The sequence below is a fragment of the Mycobacterium sp. IDUB_37 genome (assembly GCF_055419245.1).
Map to the genome: position 1 here is coordinate 472,973 of NZ_JBVAXG010000003.1, position 20,750 is coordinate 493,722.

Genomic DNA, 20,750 nt, shown 5'->3' on the forward strand with positions numbered 1-20,750 from the left:
GGATTGGCCCGCCGGAAGATAACTGCCCGCCCCTACGCCGGAGGCCCCTCCGCCAGCGTGACGTTTTCGGTCCGAGCAACGCCGGACTTCGAGGTGAAGCTGATCGACACGGAGTCACCCGGGTGGTGCCCATTGAGGGCATCCGACATCGCGGTGGCTGAGTTGATCCCGACACCGTCGAGCGAGGTGATGATGTCACCGGTGGCTATCCCGACCGAAGCGGCGGGAGCGTTACCCACCACGCGCTGAACCTTTGCGCCGTTACCGCCGTTGTCCACCACACCCAGTCCGAGGAAAGCCGTCGGCCCGATGTGCACGGTGGGTGAACCACCGCCGGAGCGGATCTGGTTGGCGACGTTGAGCGCGGTACCGATCGGGATGGCGAATCCTTGTCCACCCTGAGACATCTGGAAATTCTCCGAAGCCGCGGTGTTCATGCCGACCACCTGCCCGGCGCCGTTCACGACCGGGCCGCCCGAGTCTCCGGGCGCGATCGCGCCGTTGAATTGGATCAACCCGTTGAGGGTCTCCGCGGCGCCGGTCAGAGAGTCTGACGCCGAGACGGTCTGGTTGACGGCGATAACATTTCCGGCCACTGCCCGGGGCGTGCCGCCCTGTCCACCGGTGTTGCCCATCGCGACCACCGGCTCGCCGACGCCGACGCCGCCGCCGATCGCTGCGGTGGGCAGCCCACCGGCGCCGCGCAACTGCAGTACCGCGACGTCCTGGGTGCGGTCGTAGCCGATCACGTCGACGCCATAGGTGCGCCCGTCGCCGACGCTGAACGCGGTGATGTCGGTGGCACCGGAAATCACGTGGTTATTCGTCAGCACAACCCCGTTCGGGTCGATGACGATGCCCGTGCCGGCTCCGACTGCGTTGTTGTAGCCAAGTTTGGTGTTGATGTTCACCACTTGCGGCCCTACTTGCCCGACGAGTGCCGACGGGTCGAGCGGCAAGGCGGGAAAGTCCTTCAAGTTCGTTGCAGGCGCCGCGTGCGCGGGCGCCGCAGGAGTTGCCAGACCCAGTCCCAAAACGGCCAAGACAGCGGCCGACCAAACCAACCCCAGCGAACGGTGGCGCGATTTGCTCATCCCGTAAACCTCCTGCTTCGGGTAAACCGTGAAATTGTCCCAGCCGTAAGAAGCGGGTGGAGCGGCATGGTCTCCACACCGTAATCCAGATACCCATTTAATACGGTGGTCAGGCCCCAAATAGGCCAAATATTCGATCGATTTCTGGGCCAAAACGCACTCGGGCTAACGCAGCCTAATCAGACCTGCCCCGATCGGGCCAAATCGAATGCGTCAGATGGTGACTGACATCACCGGAGGCGCCCGGCGAAACCCGTGGGCTCGTAGGCTGAAGTGCTGTGGAGTTCGAGCCCAGGGTCAGATTTGCCCAGTCGCCGGTCGCGCGACTGGCTACCGCCGACGCCGAGGGCATCCCCCACCTGGTGCCAGTGGTGTTCGCGGTCGAGCAAGACGTGATCTATACCGCGGTGGACGCCAAGCCCAAGTCCACCCAGCGACTGCGCCGGCTAGCCAACATCGAGGCCAACTCCGCGGTGAGTCTGCTCGTCGATTACTACGCCGACGATTGGACGCAGTTGTGGTGGGTTCGTGTCGACGGCACCGCCGAGATCCACCGCGATGGCGACACACTGCGCACCGGCTACCGACTGTTACGAGCCAAATACCCTCAGTATCAATCTATTTCGCTAAACGGCCCGGTGATCGCGATCACGGTGCGCCGCTGGTCGAGCTGGCACGGCTGACGCCCGCCTGCAGCCCGACCCTTGAATTGGGACGCCGTTGAGGGAAAAGTTGCTAGTGCATCGTGTGAGCTGGATCACGTCGCATACGGGAGAGACGGACAGCTCCGGGAGAACTGGAGGAATGTCATGTCCGACAGAGTGGGTACTTCCCAGGGCGCGGGAGCGGCTCCAACGGCGAGTGGTCCGGACGGAATTCGCAACGTAGTCCTGGTTGGGCCGTCCGGGGGCGGTAAGACCACCCTCATCGAAGCGCTGCTGGTAGCCGCTGGGGTATTGAATCGCCCCGGCTCGGTCACCGACGGCAGCACCGTGTGCGACTTCGACGACGCCGAGATCCGCCAGCAACGCTCGGTGGGTGTCGCCGTGGCGTCGCTGCTGCATGACGCCGTCAAGATCAACCTGATCGACACTCCCGGGTATGCCGACTTCGTCGGCGAGCTCCGCGCCGGGTTGCGCGCCGCGGATTGCGCGCTGTTCGTGATTGCCGCCAACGAGGGCGTAGACGAACCGACCAAGTCCCTGTGGCAGGAATGCGACCAGGTCGACATGCCCCGCGCTGTGGTCATCACCAAGCTCGACCACGCGCGCGCGAACTATGCCGAAGCGCTGGAAGCTGCCCAGGATGCGTTCGGCGACAAGGTTTTACCGCTTTACCTGCCAACCGCGCAAACAAACTGCACTGGCCTGATCGGACTCCTGTCGCAAACTCAGTACACCTATTCCGACGGCAAGCGGACCGAATCATCTCCCGACGCGTCCGAGGCCGACCAGATCGAAGAATCACGCGGCATCCTGATCGAGGGAATCATCGAAGAGTCTGAGGACGAATCGTTGATGGAGCGTTACCTCGGCGGCGAGGCGATCGACGAATCGGTTCTCGTTGCGGACCTGGAGAAGGCCGTCGCCCGAGGTTCGTTCTTCCCGGTGATCCCGGTGTGCAGCAGCACCGGCGTCGGCACGCAGGAACTGCTCGAGGTCGCCACCCGAGGCTTCCCGTCGCCGATGGAACACCCCCTTCCGGAGGTCTTCACCCCGCAGGGCGCCACCCACGACGAATTGGCCTGCGACGTCGACGCCCCGCTGCTCGCCGAGGTGGTCAAGACGACGTCGGACCCGTACGTCGGACGGGTCAGCCTGGTCCGAGTGTTCTCCGGGACGATCAAGCCGGACGCGACGGTCCATGTCTCGGGACATTTCTCATCCTTTTTCGGCGGTAGCAACGGACACGGCACCAGCCATCCCGACCACGACGAGGACGAGCGCATCGGAGTCCTGTCGTTTCCGCTCGGTAAGCAGCAGCGGCCCGCCCCCACCGTGGTGGCCGGAGACATCTGCGCGATCGGCAAGCTGAGCCGCGCCGAGACCGGTGACACCCTGTCCGACAAGGCCGAGCCCTTGGTGCTGAAGCCGTGGACAATGCCGGAACCGCTGCTACCGGTTGCCATTGCGGCGCACGCCAAGACCGACGAGGACAAGCTGTCGGTCGGGCTCGGCCGGTTGTCCGCCGAGGACCCGACGCTGCGGATCGAACAGAACCCGGAGACGCATCAGGTCGTGCTCTGGTGCATGGGCGAGGCACACGTCGGTGTCGTGCTGGATGCGCTGGCCAACCGCTACGGCGTCACCGTCGACACCGTCGAGCTGCGCATCCCGCTGCGAGAAACTCTGCGCGGCAAGGCAAAAGGCCACGGCCGGCACGTCAAGCAGTCCGGCGGGCACGGCCAATTCGCGGTGTGCGACATCGAGGTGGAGCCGCTGCCGGAAGGCGCTGGATTCGAATTCGTGGACAAGGTGGTCGGCGGCGCTGTACCACGAAATTTCATCCCCAGCGTGGAGAAGGGTGTCCGAGCTCAGATGGAGAAGGGGGTGCACGCCGGCTACCCGGTCGTCGACCTGCGCGTCACGTTGCTCGACGGTAAGGCGCACAGCGTTGACTCCTCGGACTTCGCGTTCCAGATGGCCGGTTCGGTGGCGCTACGGGAGGCCGCCGCAGCCACGAAAGTGATCCTGCTCGAGCCGATCGACGAGATCTCGGTGCTGGTGCCCGACGACTTCGTGGGCGCCGTGATGGGCGATCTGTCCAGCCGTCGCGGCCGGGTGCTCGGCACCGACACCGCGGGTCACGAACGCACCGTCGTCAAAGCCGAAGTGCCACAGACCGAACTGACCCGCTACGCGATCGACCTCCGCTCGCTGGCACACGGCGCCGCATCGTTCACCCGCTCGTTCGCCCGGTATGAAGCGATGCCCGAATCGGCCGCGGCCCGGGTGAAGACGACCGTGTAGCTTGCCGACACATGTCGACGGTTAACGGCCTTCCGGCCCACATCCTGCTCAACCACCTGGTCGTCGTGCTGGGTCCGCTGGCAGCCATCCTCGCGATCGTGTGTGCGGTATCGGCAGCGGCACGGCGGCGATTCATCTGGCTTACCCTGGCGCTGGCCGTGATCACCCTGATCGTGTCGCCGTTGACCACATCCTCGGGTGGTTGGCTGGCCGGGAAGGTCGGCGATTCACCGGCGATCGGAACGCACGCCGAACTGGGCGAGACCCTGATCTACTTCGTCGCCGCGCTGGTCGTCACGGTCACTGCGCTGGCCGTCGTGCACCTTCGCCGCGCGCGGGATTTGTCGGTGCACAATGTCGCGCACGCGATCGTCGCGGTGTTGGTGGTCGCTGCCGCCGCCGCGACGCTTGTCCAGACCTATCGGGTCGGCGATTCGGGTGCTCGGGCCGCGTGGGGAAGCGTCAGCACGTCCCCATAGCCGTCACCGTATCCGTCATGCCGGCTGGCCGAACCGCTGCGACACCGCGCGGCGGTCCAGGGATCCCTTTGCGGTGTGCGGCAACTCGCCGGCCACCTGGAAGCTGGCCGGAATCTCGTAGGGCGCCAACCGGCCCCGGCAGAATTCGGTGAGCTCCTCGGCGCTGGGCGCGGAATCCCGCGCAACGATGACCGCCGCGACCGCTTCGCCGTACATCGGATGTGGAACCCCGAACACCGCCACCTCCAACACGTTTGGATGGGTCGCCAGAATTCCTTCGACACGTTCCGGGGAGATCTTCTCCCCGCCCCGGTTGATCAGTTCCTTGATCCGGCCGCGGATGCTCAGGTCGCCGGCTTCCGACAGCGACCCCAGATCCCCGGTGCGCAGCCATCCGTCGGTGAAGTTGGCGGCGGTGATCGTCGGGTCACCGAGGTAGCCCCGCACGACGGTCCGGCCCCGCAACCACACCTCGCCGACCCCGCCTTGGGCGACGGGCTGCCCGTCGGGACCGGCGATACGGATCTCGGGTCCGGTTGAGCGCCCGACCAGACCCGTGGCAACAGCGGGGTTCACCTCCTGGTCGATACCGGTGCTGGCCACCTGGTGGGTGCACTCGGTCATGCCGAACGCGCACAGCACCGGCGCCGAGAACTCAGCCTGCAATGCCTGGGCCACCTCCGGGGTCAGCGGTGCGCTGCAACTCCGGATGAAACGCAAGGCGGCTCTTGTGTTTTCGGCGGGCGCACTGGAAACCCGCTCCAGCAGGATCTGGTGGATCGTCGGCACCGCGGTGTACCAGGTCGCCCCCACCGCGTTGATGTCGTCCCAGAATGTGTGCGCCGAGAACTTCCCGCGCGCAGGCAACAGCACCGTGCCGCCCGAGGTTAACGTGGAAAGCAACGCCGCGATCAAGCCGTGACCGTGATAGAGCGGCATCACCGCGACTGTCGAGTCGTCGGGACCAAGCTGATATCCGGCGATGACGGCACGCACCGAAGTAGCGATGTTGTCGTTGGTCCACGGGACCATCTTGGGCAGCCCGGTGGTTCCGCCGGTGAACATGATCATGGCGTCGTCGTCCTGCAGTCCGACGGGCGACGAACTGACCGGGTTGGCCTCCGTGGCGGCGTCGAGGCGCACCTCGAATTCGGGGGCGCCGCCGCCTTCACGGACTTTCACCGCGAATTGCCACCACCGCACGGACGGCTCGGCACTGTCATCGGGGCCCGCACCGTCGATGAGCACCACCCGGGCTCCCACCGCCTCGCTGCGTGCGCGCTGGTCGCCGACCGGCAGTGCCGGGTCCAATGGGACGGCGATCAGGTCCGCACGCGAAGCGGCCAACAATCCGACGACGAACTCGGCGTTGCTGCCGGTGCGCAGCGCCACCCGGTCTCCGGGCAGCAGGCCGGCGTGAGTCAACTGTGCGGCCAGGTCGTCAACGAGTCGCAGCAACTCGCGGTAGGTGATCGGGGTGCGGTCGGCGGTGACGACGATGGCGGGTGCGTCCGGCACCCGGGTCGCGGCCGCCTCGATCAGATCGGCGATGCGTTGCCTGGTGATCTGTTCCGATGTCATGTCGCGCTCCTTCTCCGATGTTGCCTACTGCGAACCCTGCCGGTGATGAACACATGCTGTCCAATACCGATGCGCTAACGGTTGATAGCCGATAGCTATCGATAGACGTCGTGAATCATCGGATAGCGACAGGGTCTTGGACATAGTCGACGAAGCCGACAACAGTGATGGCCATGACCACTCAATCGGTAACTCCCCCGCAGGCGCCGGCGCCGGTTCGGCTGACCGACGGATTCCACCTGGTAGTGGACGCGCTGAAGGCCAACGACATCAACACCGTCTATGGACTTATCGGGATTCCGATCACCGACCTGGCGCGAGCTGCGCAGGCCTCCGGTATCCGCTACATCGGCTTCCGTCACGAGGGCTCGGCCGGCAACGCCGCTGCCGCAGCGGGGTTTCTGACCCAGCGACCGGGCGTGTGTCTGACGACTTCAGGGCCCGGTTTCCTCAACGGCCTGCCGGCGTTGGCGAACGCCACCACGAATTGCTTCCCGATGATTCAAATCTCCGGGTCGAGCAATCGCGCGGCGGTGGACCTGCAACGCGGTGAATACCAGGACATCGATCAACTGAGCACTGCCCGCCCGTTCGTCAAGGCGGCATATCGAATCGCCCGCGTTGAGGACATCGGGCGAGGTATCGCCCGGGCCATTCGGACCGCGATCTCCGGGCGCCCAGGCGGCGTCTACCTCGACATACCCGGCGAGGTGCTGGGCCAGGCCATGGAGGTATCGGCCGCTGCCGCGTCAATCTGGCGGATTGTGGACCCTGCGCCCCGCCAACTACCGGCGCTCGAGGCGATCGAACGGGCACTGGACATCCTCAGCCGGGCGCAGCGGCCGTTGATCGTACTCGGCAAAGGGGCGGCATACGCTCAGGCGGACAACGTGATTCGGGAGTTCGTCGAGCGAACCGGTATCCCCTACCTGCCGATGTCGATGGCCAAGGGGCTGTTGCCCGACTCGCATCCACAGTCGGTCGCAGCGGCCCGCTCACTGGCGATCGGTCGCGCCGATGCGGTGCTGCTGATCGGGGCCAGACTGAATTGGCTACTGGGACATGGTGAATCGCCACAGTGGGCGCCCGACGCCGAGTTCATCCAGATCGACATCGCCACATCCGAGTTCGACAGCAACCAGCCGATCGCGGCGCCGCTGACCGGCGACATCGGTTCGGTGGTCTCGGCGCTCTTGGAGGGCTTGGACACCCATCCCGTCGCCGCACACCCGGAGTGGACTGACGAACTCGCAGCGCGCAGAGCCCGCAACGACGCCAAGATGAGCGCCCGGCTGGCCGAGAATCCCCACCCGATGAAGTTCTACAACGCACTCGGCGCCATTCGGTCTGTGTTGCAACGCAACCCGGACGTCTACATCGTCAACGAGGGAGCGAACGCACTGGACCTGACCCGCAATGTCATCGACATGGAGTTGCCTCGGCACCGACTCGACACCGGGACATGGGGCGTGATGGGTATCGGGATGGGCTACGCCATTGCCGCTGCCGTCGAGACCGGGCGGCCGGTGGTGGCCATCGAGGGTGACAGCGCATTCGGCTTCAGCGGCATGGAGATCGAGACGATCTGCCGCTACCGGTTGCCGGTCACCGTTGTCATCCTGAACAACGGGGGGGTCTACCGCGGCGACGAGGCGACCAAGGGCGGTGCGACCGACGGTACCGATCCCGCACCGACCGTGCTCGCCGCCGGCGCGCGCCACGAGTTGCTGGCAGAAGCATTCGGCGGCAAGGGTTATCACGTCACCACACCTGTTGAGCTCGAGGCGGCGCTGACCGAGGCACTGGCATCGGGTGCACCTGCCCTGATCGACTGCCAGCTTGACCCCGGCGCCGGGGTGGAGAGCGGGCACTTGGCCAGCCTCAACCCCACCAGCGCGGCCAAGTCTTAGTGACACCGTCGCAGGACTGGCTACTGGCATCCGATCCGGCGCTGCGCTGGCAGGTCGAGCGCGATCTATTGGGCGCGTCACCGCAGGTGTGGGAGAAGACGCGAGCGCGGATCGCAGACACGGGCTTCGGCGCACACCTGCTTGCTTTACAAGATGCCGACGGGCAGTGGGCCGGCGGCGCGTTCTTCCCTGCGGACTTCGCTGATGCTGCGGCGTCCGAACGCGGCCAACCGTGGACGGCGACCACTTGGACGTTGAACACATTGCGAGAGTGGGGTCTTGACCCGGCTATCTTGCAGGAGCGCCGGACGGCTGAACTCCTCGGTGAGCACAGCCGCTGGGAGTACGACGGCTCGCCCTACTGGTCGGGGGAGGTGGATTGCTGCATCAATGCCTGGACGGTAGCCAACGGGGTATGGCTGGGCGCCGATGTCACCGGCATCATCGACTGGTTCCTCGAGCATCAGTTGCCCGACGGCGGATGGAACTGCGAATGGGTCAACGGGTCGCGTAGGTCGTCGTTCCACTCGACATTGAATTCCCTCAAGGGACTGCTCGCCTATGAGGCAACCGTCGAGAGCACAGCGGACATTCGCGCGGCGCGCCGCCGCGGCGAGGAGTACCTGCTCGAGCGCCGGCTCACTCGTCGGCTGTCGACGAATGAGGCCGTGGCGCAATGGGTGAACGACTTCGCCTACCCGATTCGCTGGTCCTACAGCGCACTCAACGCTTGCGAGTACTTCCGCCTGGCCGCGCTGAATGATGGCGTTCTCCCCGATCCACGGATGGCGCCGGCAATCGACATCGTTCGGGCTGCCCGGCAGCCCGACGGCACCTGGCTGCAGACTGGTCGGCAACCGGGACGAGTGTGGTTCGAAGTCGACGTCGACGCTGGAGAATCGTCCAAGTGGCTCACCCTGTACGGGACACGACTCCTCACCTGGTGGGACGCTCAAAGCCCGTGCGTGAGACCTCGCAGTTGAGCGTCGAAGAACTCGTCGAGTGCAAGCTCCCGCGCGGCCGCGACGAGTGCTCGAGCGACGGGTGATCCCGGCCCAGAAGCGTTGGTAGCCAAAACAATCGGGACGCGCAACGGCGGATCCACCATTTCGACCGCGCGGATCTCACCCCGGGTGGGCGTCATCCAAAGCCAGGTGTGCGGCACGATCGTCGCCCAGCTTCCGTTGGCCACCTGCGCGAACAATGAAGCGACGGAGTCTGTTTCAACCTGCGGGCTGACGGTGATGTCATGGCCGCCGAAGGCCGCATCGATGGCTTGGCGATCCCGCATCTCCGGGGTGAGCAACGCCAGCGGCAGTTGCGCGGCATCCGGCCACCGCAGCGTGGACGCATTCGGCGGCAGCATGTCCGATCGCGACAGCAGTACGTAGCGCTCCTCGTAGAGCGGCACCAGTTCTACATCCTGGCTGTCCTTGCCGTCGGCAGCGGCCGGGTGGGCGATGACGGCATCGAGTTCGAACTCGTGCAACCGCCGGTACAACTCGGTCGTGGCCAATCGGGAGCTGAGTTGCACCTTTGCCAACGGGTGCGCCGAGCAGAACGCGGACAGCACCAACGACGCCGTCGTCGAGGCGGTGGGCACCGTGCCCAGTCGGAGCGTGCCGGTGACACCCGACTGCACCGCGCGTACTTCAGCCGTGAAGGCGTCGTGCTCGGCGAGAATTCGCTTGGCCCACACCACCAACCGCTCACCCTCGGGGGTCAGCCCCTCGAAACTATGCCCGCGGTTAATCAGGGTCACGTTGAGTTCGCGTTCGAGCTTGGCGATGGACGCCGAAAGCGCGGGCTGCGACACATAACACTTCTCGGCGGCGCGGGCGAAGTGGCGCTCCTGAGCGACCGCGACGAAGTATTCCAACTGCCGGAAGAGCACCCCGCACCTCCTGGCGCCGGAATTGTTTGCTAAGGCCCGCATTGCGCGGATAACCACTAGGATTATTCCGTTGGGGTCATGTTGGTTTCTATGCACCATCTTGAAGGGTGAAAGCCATGCGTCGAGCGGTTCGTTATCTAGTGGTTTCGTTCGCGATCTCGGCGATGGCAGCGGCCGGGTCGGGCAGTCCCGCTACCGGCGCCGTTCCGGTGCCGCACCCGATCCCGGGAGTCGCGTCGATATTCCCGTCCAACGGCGACGTGGTGGGCGTCGGAGCCCCGGTCACCGTGACGTACACCGCGCCGGTGACCGATCACCGCGCCGCCGAGCGGACCATCCATATCGGCTCACCGAACAACATGACCGGCCACTTCCAGTGGCTCGACGGCAACGTGGTGCAGTGGACCCCGGACCGTTACTGGCCTGGCCACACTCACGTCTCGGTCGGAGTCCAGGAAATGACGGAGGGCTTCGAGACCGGCGACGCACTGCTCGGAGTTGCGAGCATTTCCGCGCACACCTTCACGGTCAGCCGCAACGGTGAGGTGCTCAAGACCATGCCGGCATCGATGGGCAAGCCGAGCCGACCCACGCCGATCGGCAACTTCACCGCCATGTCGAAGGAACGCACCGTCGTGATGGACTCGCGGACAATCGGTATCCCGCTCAATTCCTCGGACGGCTACCTGATCACCGCCTCCTACGCGGTGCGCGTCACCGGCAGCGGGGTGTACGTGCACTCGGCGCCATGGTCGGTGAACCAACAGGGCTATTCCAACGTCAGTCATGGCTGCATCAACCTGAGCCCGGACAACGCGGCCTGGTACTTCAACATGGTCACCATCGGCGACCCGATCGACGTCGTGGCCTGACGTTTTGTTGACCGGCCGCACCAGATTGTGGTGACGGTCACACTTGTGAGCTGGAAGATGGTTCGCCGGACGCGGGTTGGCTTTTGATATGGACGGCTCGCAAGCGGAACGCCTCGCCCAACACATTCAGCAGCTGTTCGCTGAGGATGAGCAGTTCCGGCGGGCCAGGCCGGATGACGCCGTCCGCCAGGCGGCACGAAATCCCGAGCTCCGGTTGCCGCAGGTCATCGAGACCCTAGCGGAGGGCTACGCCGACCGGCCCGCGATGGGCTGGCGGGCACGGGAGCTGAAGACAGATCCGGCCACCGGGCGCACCGTCGCGGAACTACAGCCGCGGTTCGACACCATCAGCTACCGCGACCTGTGGGCTGATGTAAAGGCGATCGCCGCCGCATGGCGACGCGATCCGGTCAATCCGGCCGAACCCGGCGATTTTGTTGCCACCGTGGGTTTTGCCAGCGTCGAGTACCTGACAGTCGACCTGGTCTGTGGGTACCTGGGGCTCGTGGCAGTGCCGCTGCAGCACAACACCACCGCGTCGCGGTTGCAACCCATTCTGGCCGAGGTCGAACCGCAGATACTGGCGGCCAGCGCCGATTACCTCGATCTGGCCGTTCAGGTCGCATCGCAGAGCACGTCGCTGCGTCGCCTTGTCGTGTTCGACTACCGATCCGAAATCGATGACCAGCGGGAGAGTTTGGAAGCCGCACGCGCGACGTTCGCTGCCGCCGGGTCAGCGGTCACCGTCGAGATACTCACCGACGTGATCGCGCACGGCCGAACCCTTGCGCCCGAGCCGATGTACACCGGCGACACCGACCAACGCTTGGCGATGATCATGTACACCTCGGGCAGCACCGGATTGCCCAAGGGCGCAATGTATTCCGAGCGGATGATCACCAAGATATGGACCAATTCGGTGATGCCGGAACATGAGGACGTTCCGGTGCTCAACGTGAACTTCATGCCGTTGAACCACTTGGGCGGCCGGATACCGTTATCCACGGCATTTCAGGCCGGTGGCACCAGTTACTTTGTGCCCGAGAGCGATCTGTCCACCCTGTTCGAGGACTGGAATCTGGTGCGCCCCACCGAGATGGGCATGGTTCCGCGGGTTGCCGAGATGCTCTACCAGCGCTACCAAAGCTCGGTCGACCGGCGCGTCTTCCAGGGCGCTGAGGTTGATGCCGCCGAAGCAGACGCGCGAACCGAACTGCGCGAGCAGGTGCTCGGCGGGCGCATCATCACCAGTTTCAGCAGCACCGCGCCGCTCGCCGCGGAGATGAAGAGCTTCGTCGAATCATGCCTGGACGTGCACGTGCTGGACGGCTACGGCCTGACCGAGGTCGGGATGGTGACCAAAGACGGGTTGGTGAACAAGCCGCCGGTGATCGACTACAAGCTCATCGACGTCCCCGAACTGGGTTACTTCCTCACCGACAAGCCCCATCCGCGCGGTGAGCTACTCGTGAAATCAGCAACGGCGTTCTCCGGCTACTACAAGCGCCCCGACGTCAGCGCCAATGCGTTCGACCCCGACGGTTACTACCGAACCGGCGACGTGATGGCCGAGATCGAACCCGATCGGCTCGTCTACGTCGACCGGCGCAACAATGTACTGAAGCTGGCGCAGGGTGAGTTCGTCGCCGTCGCAAGGCTGGAGGCAACCTTCTCCAGTGCCCCGCTGGTCCGCCAGATCTTCGTCTACGGCAACAGCGAACGCCCGTATCTGCTGGCCGTCGTGGTCCCGACATCCGAGGCGCTGACGAAATACAAAGACGACGAGATCGGCCTCAAGGCCGCACTCGGCGAATCCCTGCGTCAGACAGCCAAAGTCGCCGAACTGCAATCCTACGAAGCGCCCGCGGAATTTCTGATCGAACACGAGCCGTTCACGGCCGACAACGGACTGCTTTCGGGCGTCGGCAAGTTGCTGCGGCCAAAACTCAAGGAGCACTACGGCGAACGACTCGAGCAGTTGTACGTCGAGTTGGCGGATACCCGAGTCGCGGAGTTGCGGTCGCTTCGACAAGGAGCAGCAGAACGGCCCATCATCGACACCGCTACCCGGGCCGCCGAGGCATTGCTGGGCCTGGTCGGCACGCCGGGACCGGACGAACACTTCATGGATCTGGGCGGTGACTCCCTTTCCGCGTTGACGTTCTCCACCCTGCTTCGAGACATCTTCGACATCGAGGTTCCCGTTGCGCTGATCATCGGACCGACCAGCAACCTGCAGCAGATCGCCGATTATATTGCGACAGAACGTGAAACCGGTTCCAAACGACCGTCGTTCGCCACCGTGCACGGTCGCGGTGCCACGAAGATCCGCGCCAGTGAACTGACGCTGGGCCGGTTCATCGACGCGGCCACCCTGACTGCGGCTCATTCTCTTCCCGTCGTCACCGGCACGCCGCGTACGGTGCTGTTGACCGGAGCCAACGGCTATCTCGGCCGCTTCCTCACCCTGGAATGGTTGGAAAGACTGGCCGAACGCACCTCGGACGGACCGACAAAGCTGATCACCATTGTGCGCGGCACGGATGTCGGCGCGGCCGCGAATCGCCTGGAGGACGCCTTCCGCAGTGGCGATGCCCAATTGCTCGACCGGTTCCGAGAACTGGCCGCCGACTACCTCGAAGTCATTCCCGGCGACATCGGCGAGCCGAATCTTGGCCTGGATCAGGCTACTTGGGAGCGCCTTGCCCAGACTGTGGATCTCGTCGTGCATCCGGCTGCTCTGGTCAACCACGTCCTGCCCTACGACCAGTTGTTCGGCCCGAATGTGGTGGGTACCGCCGAGTTGATCCGGTTGGCGATCACCGATCGTGTCAAACCGATCACCTACCTGTCGACCGTGGCGGTCGCCATGACCGTCGACGACTTTGCCGAGGACGGTGACATCCGGACCGTCAGCCCCGTCCGCGCCGTTGACGGCAGTTATGCCAACGGGTATGCGAACAGCAAATGGGCGGGCGAGGTGCTGCTGCGCGAAGCACATGACTTGTGCGGCCTGCCGGTTGCGGTGTTCCGATCCGACATGATCCTGGCGCACAGCCGCTTTGCGGGACAGTTGAACGTGCCGGACGCCTTCACCCGGCTGATATTCAGCCTGTTGGTCACCGGGATCGCGCCGGCCAGTTTCTATCAGACCGACTCGGCCGGTAACCGACCGCGCGCGCACTACGACGGTCTGCCCGCCGACTTCGTCGCTGAAGCGGTCACCACATTGGGTTTGCAGACCGCGACCGCTCATCCGGAAACCCCCGCTGCCAACCGCTTTCATTCGTTTGACGTGATGAATCCGCACGACGACGGCATCTCGCAGGATGTGTTCGTGGACTGGCTGATCGACGATGGCCACGACATTCGGCGCATCGACGACTACGACGAGTGGTTCAGTCGCTTCGAGACGGCACTGCGGGCGTTGCCGGACAAGCAGCGTCAGCATTCGGTATTGCCGCTGCTGGATTCCTACCGCGTCCAGCAGCAACCGCTCAATGGGGCGCCGGCGCCGACCGGTGTGTTCCGCGCCGCGGTTCACGACGCCAAAATCGGTGCAGACGCGGATATTCCACACCTTTCGGCGGCTCTCATCGACAAGTACGTGGCCGACTTGCAGCTGCTCGGTCTGGTCTGAAGGAGCCTGAGATGACGACTATTAAGGCACGAGCGGTGCGTTTCGACCGCTACGGCGGCCGCGACGAGTTGTACGTAGCCGAGATCCCGATGCCGACGCCGGGACCCGGCGAGGTCGTGGTGGAGGTCCGCGCGGCGGGCATCAATCCGGGCGAGGCCGCGATCCGATCCGGGGCCATGCATGACATGTTTCCGGCCACGTTTCCCTCCGGCGAGGGCAGCGACCTGGCCGGAGTGGTGACCGCGGTGGGCCCGGGCGTGGACGAGTTCTCGGTCGGCGAGGAAGTTCTCGGATTCAGCTTCACCCGATCAAGCCACGCCACCCACACTGTTGTGCCGGTGAATCAACTGATCCGCAAACCGCCCGAATTGAGTTGGGAGATCGCAGGAGCGCTCTACGTTGTCGGCGCCACCGCATATGCCGCCGCCCGCTCGGTCGCGCCGCAGCCGGGTGAGACGGTTGCGGTCTCGGCGGCCGCCGGCGGTGTCGGCAGCATCGTGGTGCAACTGCTGACCGCACGCAACGTCCGAGTGCTCGGCATCGCGGGCCCGGGGAATTCGAATTGGCTTGAGGCGCACGGCGTCACCCCGATCAGCTACGGCCCCGGCCTCGCCGGGCGGTTGCTGGCGGCGGCACCGGATGGAATTGACGCGTTCATCGACTTGTTCGGCCCGGAGTACGTCCAGCTCGCCGTCGATCTGGGTGTGTCACCGCAGCGGATCAATACCATCATCGCGTTCCAGAAGGCGGTCGAAGTCGGAGCCAAGACGGAGGGCAGCACGGATGCGTCGACGCCCGAAGTGCTCACCGAGATCGCCGAATTGATTGTCGATGGCGCCGTCGAGCTGGATATCGCCGCGCGCTTTCCACTCGACCGGGTCGCCGACGCCTACGAGCTGCTCGAGCGCCGGCACACGCACGGCAAAATCGTTCTGCTGCCGAGCAATTCGGCTTGACGGTCAGGTCAACCCGGTTTGCACTACTTTCACGACGACCAATACCACCGCTAACACCAGGTAGCCACGCAGGGTAAAAAGCCCAGCCTGGCGGATCGGTGACATGGCCGGACGGTCCAGGGACGCGAGGCTGGGAGTGCGCCAGTTGGCGAGCTGATGCCGGCGGGCAGTCCGTTGTTCGGCGCGAGTCAGCTGCACCGCGTCCGCGAAGTCTCTGCGGCGATTGCGATCCCGTCGGCTGGCCACGACCACCGCCAATCCGCCCGCCGCACCTGTGACGGCGCCGGCGATCAGACCAACCTCCAAGGTGGCCGTCGACAACTGCGGAAAGAAGGTGGCGGCCGTCAGCGCCAGCGAGAGTAGCACCAGACACCACACGATCGTCCACGCAACGATGTTCTGCCGCAACGTATTCACCCACGGGCCCAGCAGTGCGCGGTCGTTACAGAGCAGCACGAGGAACACGGTCGCCGAGGGCAGCAGCACACCGGCGAGCGCCTGCACCCCCTGGGTGACCAGACCGAGAACATGATCCGGGCTGAACGCGATCGCTGCCGACACCACGAGCAGGGCGCCGTATCCGCCGTAAAACCACGGCGCCTCGCGGATCCTCCAGTGCAGCGAATGCCGTTTCCCCAGTGCGTCACCGACCGCATACGTGGTGGCCAACCCGATGGCGTTGGCGCCGATCAGCGACGCATCGAGCAGGATGATCGCGAAAAGCACTCCAACGCCATGGCCGCAGTGGTTGGCCAGACCTCGTGCTACCGCGCCCGCATCGGTAAAACTGCCGGCGGTGCCGGCCAGCCCGAACGCGGTCACCGCCATCAGCGCAGTTCCCCCGACCATCACCACCACGATTCCCAGCACCAAATCCGCACGCGCATAGGGGATCCAGCGCGCCGTGATGCGCTTGTCCACCACATTGGACTGTTGAAAGAACAGCTGCCAGGGCGCCACGGTGGTGCCAACGATGGCAACAACCAGCAACAACACGGTGGAGTTCAGCCCACCGGGGAACTGTGGCACCAACCCGCCGACCGTCTCATTCCAGGTGGGATGCACCAGCAATGTCATCGGGATGATCACCACGTTCACCGCGATCAGCAGGAACATCAGCCCCTCCCAACGCCGGAACGACCCACCGGCGACCACCGCGAACAGCAGCAAAGCGGCAGCCGGGATCGCAATGATCTTCGGGCAGCCGAGGAAGCCGAGCGCCAGCGCCACCCCGATGAATTCGGTGACGATCGTCAAGGCATTGAGTATCAATAGATCACCGACGCTGAACGCACCCCAGAACTTGCCGAACCGCTCAAAGATCAATCGAGCGTGGCCAACTCGGGTGACCGCACCCAGGCGCAGCACCATTTCCTGGTTGACATACAGCACCGGAATCAGGAGTGCGAGCGTCCACAGCAGGGCCATGCCGTAGTTCTGTCCCGCCTGGGCGTATGTCGCGACACCGCCGGCGTCGTTGTCGCCCACCATCACAATCAGTCCCGGACCACTGATGACCATCAGCGTCCGCAGTCGGCGCCAACGACCACTGACGTGTGCGTCGTGCCCGATTCGGCCGAATGCGCCGACGATGTCGCCAGTGTGCGCGGAATCCAACACCGTTGGTTCGGGTACCGCAGGCAACACCGGGATCTGGGTGGAGATGGAGGTCATCGGACTCTCCCTACTTCAGTCAAAGTGGTTGACAAACAACCGATTCGGACAGGGAATGCGCGCGGGGAATCCAACAGCGTGCACCGTTCGGTGCCCGCCGCTGGATCCGCCCCGCGCTGTGCGAGTGAAGTGCTAGTCCTGGTCCGCCAGCACCGCAATCGGCATGCGCGCCACGTAGGCGTTTGCGCGTTCTTGCGCGGTCATGGACACCGCCGCGTTCCACCTGTCGGCCAAACGCCGGCCCGCACGGCGCACCAACGCCGGACCGCGCCGTTGGGTCGCCCGAGGAGCAAAAGCGGAGTGCATCGTCATCGTGGTCATTGGTCTACTCCTGACGAAAGCCCGTCCGGCCATGCGTCATTCGCAGCGTTTGCAGCACGCTTTGCGCGCGTTCAGGCAGCAGCAGAAATGCCGGGACCGGATCGGGTCAAGATGGATTTCAGATAGGGACTATCGCCGGGATCTGCGTTCATCTCGCCCTCACCTCCTCGCGGCCGGGACACACGGGGGTGTCGTCGCTACTAGCTCAGCGAAACACCTGGACGAAAGAGGAATGCCAGACGGAGACGACCGCCGAGCGCACCCCTCTCGTCGGAGCTTTGGCACTGCACGGCGTATCCGATCGACGACCGGAAGCCACTTGGGCTCAACCCTTAAGCCGGGAAGAGCTGTCCTGACCCGGGGCGTCTTTCGACGTTCGGGGTCAGTGGCCTGTATCCGTGCAGACGCCTCACCTACCGAGGTGCTTGCAGCTTCCCATGGTGGCACTGAGATCGGCGCACGTCAAACCCATTCAGCCTCGTGGCGATCGCAAGCGCGGCGCGTGGCGATCGCAAGCGCGGCGCAGCCGGGCGCGGCGGGTCGCCACTATCAGGCGCAGCCGGGCGCAGCGGGTCGCCACCATGCAGCACAGTCCCAGTTAGCGGGCCTACTCTCGTTGGTATGGCCATCACTTTGCGGGACCCCAGGGTCGCCTCGACACTTGACCGGATGTACGCCGCTTCGAAGGAACAGATGTCGAAGTTGCGCGACAGACATGGTGAGTTCAACCGCCCGATGACGGTTCAGGAACGCACCGAGGCGATGAGCGAGTTCTACATTCCGGTGACTCCCGAAGCGGGCCAACTGTTGTACTCGCTGGTGCGGGCGACCCGGCCGGCAACGATCGTCGAATTCGGTATGTCCTTCGGCATTTCGGCGCTCCACCTGGCTGCAGGGGTCCGCGACAACGGCACCGGCCGTGTGGTGACAACGGAACTCAGCGACACCAAGATCGCGGCCGCCAAGCAAACCTTCACCGAGACCGGCTTGTCTGACGTGATCACGATCCTGGAGGGCGATGCGCTTTCCACCCTGACAACGCTTGACGGGCCTATCGATTTCGTACTGCTTGACGGGTGGAAAGACCTGTACCTACAGGTGGTCAAACTGCTCGAACCAGCACTGTCGCCGGGCGCGCTGGTGATCGCCGACAACACCGAGTCCGCCGACCTGCGAAACTATCTCGACTACGTGCGCGACACCGAGAACGGCTTTGTGAGCTTCAATTTCCCGGCCAGGGAGAGCGACAGCATGGAACTCAGCTGCTGGGCAGCGGGGTCGGGAGAAGCTTCTTAACGGATAGAATCCTCCAGCCACGGCAGCAGCCACTGAACCCCTTCCGGGGTGAGGTGCACACCGTCGCTGCGTACCTTGATGCCGTTGACCTTGGCACTGTAAACGCCGTCCGGGCAAAGCTTCTTGTTCAGATCAACGATTCCCACATTCGGGTATGCGCTAATTGCATTGCGCAGCATGGTGTTCCATTCGTTTACCCGCTCGGGCTGGTCCTCTGGATAGAGGTGGCCGTCCGCCTTCTCGCCGCCGCGACTGTAGGGCGCGGTAGCGACCATCACCCGAACCCCGGTCGAGCCCACGATATCCAGCGCACGATGTAGCTCGAAGTTGAGATAAGAATCGAATGTCGGGTCACCGATGTGGGTCCACTTGCCTTCGTTGACGCGGTCGACCGTCTCCCACCGACCGATGACGAGCAACGCGACGTCCGGTCGGTCCTGATGGATCTGGTTCGACCAGCGACTCGGCCAGCTCACGCATTCCGATCGCTGTTCCAGCGTTTGACCGATGTAGCGGTACGGCGTGCCGCGCACCAGGCTGCACCCGATGACGGTGTGGTCGATGAACTTGAACCCGGGTGTGGCGGGAAGGAAGTGCATCATCGTCCAGCCGATCGAATCCCCGAACACGGAAACGGTGAACGGCTGATTCGGATCTCGCGGCCCTGGCGGAGTTTGACCCGGCGGCGACGGGGACACCGCAGCGACGGCCGAAACCCCCGGCGGCAGTCCGACCTCATGCAGTCCGGCTCCGACCGGGACCACCAGGATCGTCGCGGCAGCAGCGCTGGCCACGGTGGCCGCCGCCAACGGCAATAGCGGTATGCGCTGCGGTCGCCAGCGCCGGACGGGTTGTTCGATCGCCCAATAGGAGATACCCGCCACTGCCAAGGTGACCGCGCAGCGGGCACCGAACAGCCCCGGTCCAGACCAACCGGTTCGCTCGCCGTTGAGAACCAGAAAGATCGGCCAATGCCAGAGGTAGACGCCGTAGGAGATCATCCCCAGCCACACCAGCGGACGGAAAGCCAGTACCCGGGCCACCGCGCCGCGTTGCTCCAGCGCAACGGGTGCAACCACCAGGACGGCGGCGATGGCCACGGCGATCAACAGACCATGGCGGAATTCACCCGCGCTACCGGTCGCATAGTGGGTGATCGCCGCCAGCGCCGCCAGTCCGACGATCGGCAGGAACCGCGCGATCCGCCGCCCCCACCGACTCCGGATCAGGCACCAGCCCCGATTCAGCGACGACCAATCCCGAACCAGCAGAGCCGATGCAGCGGCCCCGACCAACAGGGCCTGTGCCCGGGTGTCGGTGCCGAAGTAGATCCGGTCCCGGGTGGCGTCGGAGGTGAAGACGATGGCGGCCGCGGCAGATGCGAACGCACCAAGGGTCGCAATCAGGAAGGCGGACAACCGAACGTGGCCGACGGTGATCTTGCCGAAGTAGCGTTTGGCCCGCTTAGCCAACACCAGGGTCACTGCGATCAGCAGCAGCGGCCAGACGAAGTAGTACTGCTCCTCCACTCCGAGCGACCAGGTGTGTTGCAGTGGCGAGGGCGCACCCTGAGTGAAGTAATCCGTTTTCTGGGCGACGAACCGCCAGTTCGCCACCCAGGCGAAGGCCGCAATCGCGTCACCGCGTAGCCCGTCAAGCGTTTGGTAGGGCAAAAATTCGCGGGCAGCCCCCACCGAGAGCACCATCAGCACCAACGCCGGCAGCAGGCGACGCACCCGGCGAACCCAGAACCCGGTCAGATCGATCCGCCCGGAACGTCCGAGTTCGTCGAGCAACAGCGATGTGATCAGGAATCCGCTCAGCACGAAGAAGATGTCGACGCCGATGAAACCGCCGCTGACACCGGGAATGCCGCCGTGACCGATAAGGACCAACGCGACCGCTATCGCGCGAAGTCCGTCCAACGCGGGAATTCCGCTGGGTCGCTCCTCGCGGTCCCACACTGCCAGCCGACCGACTCGACGCACCGGGGCCACCCAGCGACGTTTCCGACCAGTAGTTGGTCCAGAATCTGCCGGTGCGGGTTTCTTCCCGCCCGGCTCG

The 20,750-nt window shown here is 64.7% G+C and carries 15 protein-coding genes and 1 riboswitch; of the genes, 9 read left to right on the forward strand and 6 right to left on the reverse strand.

The window, feature by feature from the left end:
* Positions 1–32: 32 nt before the first annotated feature.
* Complete coding sequence (locus ACZY1I_RS12885) at positions 33–1,094, reverse strand: S1C family serine protease (protein WP_463754781.1); 1,062 nt, start codon at positions 1,092–1,094, stop codon at positions 33–35.
* A 278-nt stretch (positions 1,095–1,372) separates the two neighbouring features.
* On the opposite strand from ACZY1I_RS12885, the gene ACZY1I_RS12890 reads away from it, so the two are divergent.
* The 3 genes from ACZY1I_RS12890 to ACZY1I_RS12900 all read left to right on the forward strand — a co-directional run bounded on the left by ACZY1I_RS12890 (position 1,373) and on the right by ACZY1I_RS12900 (position 4,542).
* The gene (locus tag ACZY1I_RS12890) at positions 1,373–1,777 is read left to right on the forward strand and encodes a TIGR03668 family PPOX class F420-dependent oxidoreductase (RefSeq protein ID WP_463754782.1); all 405 of its coding nucleotides are present in this window, start codon (positions 1,373–1,375) and stop codon (positions 1,775–1,777) included.
* 126 nt (positions 1,778–1,903) lie between these two features.
* Positions 1,904–4,063, forward strand: coding sequence for an elongation factor G-like protein EF-G2 (locus ACZY1I_RS12895; protein ID WP_463754783.1), 2,160 nt, complete (start codon positions 1,904–1,906; stop codon positions 4,061–4,063).
* Between the two features lie 11 nt (positions 4,064–4,074).
* Positions 4,075–4,542: a DUF2231 domain-containing protein gene (locus ACZY1I_RS12900; RefSeq protein ID WP_463754784.1), complete on the forward strand. Its 468-nt coding sequence runs from the start codon at positions 4,075–4,077 to the stop codon at positions 4,540–4,542.
* Positions 4,543–4,557: 15 nt separating this feature from the next.
* Here the strand turns inward: ACZY1I_RS12900 and ACZY1I_RS12905 are convergent, their stop codons facing one another.
* Positions 4,558–6,123, reverse strand: a complete 1,566-nt coding sequence (locus ACZY1I_RS12905; RefSeq protein ID WP_463754785.1) for a FadD7 family fatty acid--CoA ligase — start codon at positions 6,121–6,123, stop codon at positions 4,558–4,560.
* A 173-nt stretch (positions 6,124–6,296) separates the two neighbouring features.
* Here ACZY1I_RS12905 and oxc point away from each other — a divergent pair, with 173 nt between their 5' ends.
* Together oxc and ACZY1I_RS12915 are read left to right on the forward strand one after the other, a co-directional pair.
* Complete coding sequence (oxc, locus tag ACZY1I_RS12910; protein ID WP_463754786.1) at positions 6,297–8,033, forward strand: oxalyl-CoA decarboxylase; 1,737 nt, start codon at positions 6,297–6,299, stop codon at positions 8,031–8,033.
* The gene (locus ACZY1I_RS12915) at positions 8,033–9,016 is read left to right on the forward strand and encodes a squalene cyclase (RefSeq protein WP_463754787.1); all 984 of its coding nucleotides are present in this window, start codon (positions 8,033–8,035) and stop codon (positions 9,014–9,016) included. Before oxc ends, ACZY1I_RS12915 begins: the two co-directional genes overlap by 1 nt.
* Here ACZY1I_RS12915 and ACZY1I_RS12920 read toward each other — a convergent pair.
* Entirely contained in the window at positions 8,986–9,927 is a 942-nt protein-coding gene (locus tag ACZY1I_RS12920; RefSeq protein WP_463754788.1) for a LysR family transcriptional regulator, read from the reverse strand. The two genes, ACZY1I_RS12915 and ACZY1I_RS12920, sit on opposite strands and share 31 nt — an antisense overlap.
* Before the next feature lie 116 nt (positions 9,928–10,043).
* Between ACZY1I_RS12920 and ACZY1I_RS12925 the strand changes: the two genes are divergently transcribed.
* The 3 genes from ACZY1I_RS12925 to ACZY1I_RS12935 all read left to right on the forward strand — a co-directional run bounded on the left by ACZY1I_RS12925 (position 10,044) and on the right by ACZY1I_RS12935 (position 15,395).
* The gene (locus ACZY1I_RS12925) at positions 10,044–10,799 is read left to right on the forward strand and encodes a L,D-transpeptidase (RefSeq protein WP_463754789.1); all 756 of its coding nucleotides are present in this window, start codon (positions 10,044–10,046) and stop codon (positions 10,797–10,799) included.
* Positions 10,800–10,887: 88 nt separating this feature from the next.
* Entirely contained in the window at positions 10,888–14,439 is a 3,552-nt protein-coding gene (gene car / locus ACZY1I_RS12930; protein WP_463754790.1) for a carboxylic acid reductase, read from the forward strand.
* An 11-nt stretch (positions 14,440–14,450) separates the two neighbouring features.
* Positions 14,451–15,395 (forward strand): NADP-dependent oxidoreductase, encoded by a 945-nt coding sequence (locus tag ACZY1I_RS12935; protein ID WP_463754791.1) that lies wholly within the window; start codon positions 14,451–14,453, stop codon positions 15,393–15,395.
* A gap of 3 nt (positions 15,396–15,398) precedes the next feature.
* Here ACZY1I_RS12935 and ACZY1I_RS12940 read toward each other — a convergent pair whose 3' ends face one another.
* Together ACZY1I_RS12940 and ACZY1I_RS12945 are read right to left on the reverse strand one after the other, a co-directional pair.
* Positions 15,399–17,069, reverse strand: coding sequence for an NRAMP family divalent metal transporter (locus ACZY1I_RS12940; RefSeq protein WP_463754793.1), 1,671 nt, complete (start codon positions 17,067–17,069; stop codon positions 15,399–15,401).
* 132 nt (positions 17,070–17,201) lie between these two features.
* Positions 17,202–17,390 carry a hypothetical protein gene (locus ACZY1I_RS12945; protein WP_463754794.1) on the reverse strand — a complete coding sequence of 63 codons (189 nt, stop codon included), beginning with the start codon at positions 17,388–17,390 and terminating at the stop codon, positions 17,202–17,204.
* A gap of 255 nt (positions 17,391–17,645) precedes the next feature.
* Positions 17,646–17,818, reverse strand: a riboswitch (M-box (ykoK) riboswitch).
* A gap of 193 nt (positions 17,819–18,011) precedes the next feature.
* On the opposite strand from ACZY1I_RS12945, the gene ACZY1I_RS12950 reads away from it, so the two are divergent.
* Complete coding sequence (locus ACZY1I_RS12950) at positions 18,012–18,686, forward strand: O-methyltransferase (RefSeq protein WP_463754795.1); 675 nt, start codon at positions 18,012–18,014, stop codon at positions 18,684–18,686.
* Here the strand turns inward: ACZY1I_RS12950 and ACZY1I_RS12955 are convergent.
* Positions 18,683–20,674, reverse strand: a complete 1,992-nt coding sequence (locus ACZY1I_RS12955) for an acyltransferase family protein (protein WP_463754796.1) — start codon at positions 20,672–20,674, stop codon at positions 18,683–18,685. The genes ACZY1I_RS12950 and ACZY1I_RS12955 overlap by 4 nt on opposite strands.
* Positions 20,675–20,750: the final 76 nt, after the last annotated feature.